The organism is Gemmatimonas sp. (assembly GCF_044376735.1).
In the GTDB taxonomy this organism is placed as follows: domain Bacteria; phylum Gemmatimonadota; class Gemmatimonadetes; order Gemmatimonadales; family Gemmatimonadaceae; genus Gemmatimonas.
This window is the reverse complement of sequence record NZ_JBILKJ010000191.1, coordinates 1-4,474: the sequence shown is the minus strand read 5'-3', so window position 1 is coordinate 4,474 and position 4,474 is coordinate 1. Positions and strand designations below refer to the sequence as shown.

At 67.6% G+C, this 4,474-nt stretch carries 5 protein-coding genes; all 5 read right to left on the bottom strand.

Annotated elements, in window-relative coordinates; genetic code table 11:
• Positions 1-790 (bottom strand): biotin synthase BioB (gene bioB / locus ACIRA7_RS15165; protein ID WP_396221681.1); only part of this gene is annotated, 790 nt, incomplete at its 3' end.
• Positions 787-1,509, bottom strand: coding sequence for a dethiobiotin synthase (gene bioD / locus ACIRA7_RS15160; RefSeq protein WP_396221680.1), 723 nt, complete (start codon positions 1,507-1,509; stop codon positions 787-789). The genes bioD and bioB, both read right to left, overlap by 4 nt.
• Positions 1,502-2,926 (bottom strand): adenosylmethionine--8-amino-7-oxononanoate transaminase, encoded by a 1,425-nt coding sequence (locus ACIRA7_RS15155; RefSeq protein ID WP_396221679.1) that lies wholly within the window; start codon positions 2,924-2,926, stop codon positions 1,502-1,504. Before ACIRA7_RS15155 ends, bioD begins: the two co-directional genes overlap by 8 nt.
• Complete coding sequence (gene bioF, locus ACIRA7_RS15150; RefSeq protein ID WP_396221678.1) at positions 2,923-4,152, bottom strand: 8-amino-7-oxononanoate synthase; 1,230 nt, start codon at positions 4,150-4,152, stop codon at positions 2,923-2,925. Before bioF ends, ACIRA7_RS15155 begins: the two co-directional genes overlap by 4 nt.
• Positions 4,149-4,474 (bottom strand): hypothetical protein (locus ACIRA7_RS15145; RefSeq protein WP_396221677.1); only part of this gene is annotated, 326 nt, incomplete at its 5' end. The genes bioF and ACIRA7_RS15145, both read right to left, overlap by 4 nt.

The following is a 4,474-nucleotide window of genomic DNA, read 5'->3' as shown; positions in this document are numbered from 1 at the left end:
TGCGCAGGCAACGACGTGGATCGAGTTCACGGATACCGGCGAACGATGTGCCGGGCACCGGGATCAGGAAGTTCACCGGCACGCTCTTCACCTCGAGTTCGCGCAGCGACAGCGCCAGATCGATCACGTCGTCGTCGCTCTCGCCCATGCCCAGAATACCGCCGCTGCACGTCTTCATGCCCGCGGCCTTCACTGCCTCCACGGTGTTCACCCGATCCTCGAAGGTGTGCGTGCCCACGACTTCCGGCGTGAAGTTGGCCGACGTGTTGAGATTGTGATTGACCGTTTCCACGCCGGCCTCCTTCAGGCGCAGCACCTGCTCCTCGTTGAGCAGACCGAGGCACGCACACACCTTGAGGTCGTGCTTCGCGCGCACCGCGCGCACGGCGTCGAGGACCTTATTGAACACCGTCTCGCCGGGTGCCCGACCCGAAATCACCATGCACAGCGTGCCGGCCTTCAGCTGCGCGGCGCGATCGGCCGCTTCCATGATCTTCTCCTGCGCCATCATCGGATACTTCTCGATCTCGGCGGTGGAGATCTTCGACTGCGAGCAATAGCCGCAGTCTTCCGGGCACAGGCCGCTTTGCGCGTTCAGCAGGAAGTGCAGGCGCACGCGATTACCCCACGTGGCGCGTCGCACGCGGTACGCCGCCGCCAGTTGGTCGAGCAGCTGATCATCCGGCGCGGACAGCACGGCATGGGCCTGTTCACGCGTGATGACCTCACCGGCCAAGGCGCGGTCGGCGAGGAGTTGCCAGTCAGAAAATCCGGACGACATGGAGATCATGGAGAAGAAGGGGAGAGCAGCACATCAAGACCACCACCTTCGGCGGCCGCCGCGAGGGCATCGAGATCATCAGGACGGTCGACCCACGGGAAACGCAGAATCGTATAGTGCGGCAGCAGCGTGACCAGCGCATCGAAATTGGTGGCCTCGGCTACCGTGGTGTCATGATCGGACAGGGCGGTGAGCACGATGGCCCGCACCGGCACGCCCATCGCTTCAGCGGCGCGCACGGTGAGCAGCACGTGATTCAACACCCCCAACTTGTTGCCGGCGACCAGCAGCAGCGGCAGCTGCCAGCGCACGAACAGGTCGAGATACGACACGTTGGCGGTGATTGGCACCAGCAATCCGCCGGCACCTTCCACCAGCACGACCTCGGCGTCCTGTTCGATCCGCGCCAGCGCCGCGTCGAGCACGGCGACGTCGATTGCCAGGTTGGCGCGCTCCGCCGCGATCATCGGCGCCAGCGGCTCCTCGAGCACGTACGGTCGCACCACCGACAACGGCTGCGTCGATCCAGCCGCCGCCCGTAGGCGGTCGGCATCAGACGCGAGCCCGTGATCGGACACCGGGCGTTCGATCACCCCGCTCTCGATCGGCTTCATCGCGGCCACCCGCAGCCCAAGCACGCGCGCCCGCGCGGCCAGGGCGCATGTCACGACCGTCTTGCCGATCCCGGTGTCGGTGCCGGTTATGCCGTAACGGATCGGACTAGTCATCGACGGGCCCCCCCGTGCCGATTGCCTCGGCGCGCGCGCCACCAAGGAAGCGGTGGATCACGCCGTACACGAGATCGAGCTCGCTGTCGGTGATGCAGTACGGCGGCAGGCAGTACGCCACATTGCCGAGTGGTCGTAGCAGCACGCCTTCCTGCAGCGAATACGCGGCCAGTTCGCGGCCGATGTCGCTGAGGTAGCCGGCAGGCGCGTCCAGCTCGATCGCCGCGATGGTGCCGATCTGCCGCACCGCGCGTACCCCCTTCACACCGCGGACTGCGTCGAGGTGACGGGCGTGCGCCACTTCGATGCGCACCCGATCGTCTTCGCTGTCGTCGTCGAACAGCCCGAGTGAGGCCAGCGCTGCCGCGCAGGCAATCGGATTGGCCGTGTACGAGTGGCCATGAAAGAACGTCTTCGTGCGGTCGGCACTGCGGAAGGCATCGAAGATGTCCTCCGTGGCCGCCGTCGCGCCCAGCGGCAGCACACCGCCGGTGAGTCCCTTCGACATGCACAGCAGGTCGGGGCGCACATCGGCCCGCTCGCAGGCGAACAGCGGACCGGTGCGACCGAACCCCGTGAGCACTTCGTCGGCGATCAGATGCACGCCGGCGGCCGCTGTGCGCGCGCGGATGTCCTGCAGCACCTGCTCGTCCCACACGCGCATGCCGCTGGCCCCGAGCACGAGCGGCTCCACGATCACCGCCGCCAACTCGGTACCTCGCTCCGCGATGAGCGCATCGAGTGCCGCGATGGTGTCCCCTTCGGTGGGGTCGGGCAGGCGCGCGACTTCGAACAGCAGCGGCTCGTACATCTGCGTGAACACCCCGCGCCCGCTCGCCGCCATCGCGCCGAATGTGTCACCATGATAGGCGTTGTCGAGCGCGGCGATCAGGCGGCGTGGCGTGCCGCGGTTCGCGAACGACTGCAGCGAGAGCTTGATGGCCACCTCCACCGCGGTGGACCCATCGTCGGAGAAGAAGATCTTCGACAAGCTGCGCGGCAGGCGCTGCACGAGTGCTGCGGCGAGCGCCGCTGCTGGCTCGTGCGTGAAGCCAGCAAAGATCACCTGATCGAGACGCTTCGCCTGCGCGGTGATGGCTTCGACGATGTCGTCGTGACAGTGCCCGTGGGTGGTCACCCACCACGACGAGATGGCATCGAGGATCGGTCGCTCGTGCGCGTCATACAGCCAGGCGCCCTTGGCGCGAACGATCGGTACCGGCAGCGGCGCCTGATGATGCTGTGTATACGGATGCCACACGTGCGCCGCGTCGTGCAGCAGCACGAGATCAGCGGCGTTGTGGGTCGGTGCGTCGTCGCCGTCGTCATCGGGGTCGACGCCGTCGCTGAACCCGTCGAGATCGTCAACCGAGTTCTCGTCGAGGTCGAAATCGTCGTCATCGTGCGGATGGCTCATCCGGGCATCCCGCGCATGGCATCGATGAGGTTGGCAGCGAGGGCGTCGACGAGTGCCATCGGGTGCGCGGCCGACACCGAGATGCGCAGGCGCGACGTACCGGTCGGCACGGTGGGCGGTCGCACTCCCCCCACCAGGAAGCCGCGACGCCGCATGTCCGCAACGAGTCGCATGGTGTGCATCGGATCGCCGATCACGATCGGGATGATGTGTCCGTCGTGCATGCCCGGCGCTTCGCGTCCGGCGGCACGCAGGCGCGCGCGCAGGCGCGTGGCGCGGTCGCGCACCGCGTCACGGCGCCACGATTCCACCTGTGCGATCCGCAGCGCTTCCAGCGTTGCCGCCGAAATGGCGGCTGGTGCACCGGTGGTGTACACGAACGACCGCGCGCGACTGGTGAGATAGTCCACCAGCACCTGCGAACCGGCCACATACGCCCCCGAGGTCCCCATCGCCTTGCCCAGCGTCCCCACGATCACATCGATCTGGCCGGTCACCCCGAAGTGTTCCACCGATCCGGCGCCCGACGCGCCCAGCACGCCCGTGCCGTGCGCGTCGTCTACATAGGTCCACGCGTCGAACCGACGCGCCAGCGGCACCAGCCGGTCGAGCGGGAAGAGGTCGCCGTCCATCGAGAAGATCCCTTCCACCACGATCAACGCCCGACGGAACACGTGACGGTCGGCCTCGAGCATCTCGGCCAGCGCCTCGACGTCGGCGTGCGGAAACACGCGGATCGTTGCCTTGGACAGCCGGCAGCCATCGATCAGCGAGGCGTGACTCAGCGCATCGGAGTAGATCACGTCGCCGGGACCCACGAGCGCGGGAATCGTACCGACGTTCGCCATGTAGCCCGACGGAAACAGCAGCGCGTGCTCGCAGCCCTTGAAGCGTGCCAGGGCACGCTCGAGCGCTTCATGGATCGGGTGATTTCCCGAGATCAGCCGCGCCGCGCCGGCCCCGACGCCGTCGGCCTGCAGCACCGCGCTCGCCGCACGGGCCAGACGTGGATCGGACGCGAGCCCGAGATAGTCGTTCGAGGCGAAGTCGGCGACCCGCTCGCCGTTGAGCAGCACGGTGCCGGCGTGTCGCTGATGCACCTGTCGGAGCGTGCGACGCAGCCCGGCGCTCTGCAGGGCCTGCAGCTCCTCGTCGAGCGCGGCATTCATGCCACGTGTTTCCGTGGCCTCCGCGGGCGCCGTGGCATCGACCATGAGGCTGCTCACCGGATGACGAACGTGAGGTGCGTACTGGTCGGATGGGCCGAGCAGGCGCCACCGAAGGTGCCAGGGGGCGCGGTGTACTCCGTCTGATCGCCGGCGGGAACGGTGAACATCGCCAGCCGATGCTGGATCGTATCCTCGTTCACCACGCGGATCGTCCGGCGCGCCCCGCCGCCGCGCACGAACACCGTGTCGCCAAGTGGTGTGGTGCGGCCGTACGCATCGGTGACCATCGCCACGCCGCCGCGCGTCACGCGGATCAGCGTGTCTGGACGCGGCCAGCTGAACCACGCGAGTCCGGCGCTTGCCACGATCACGGCGACCA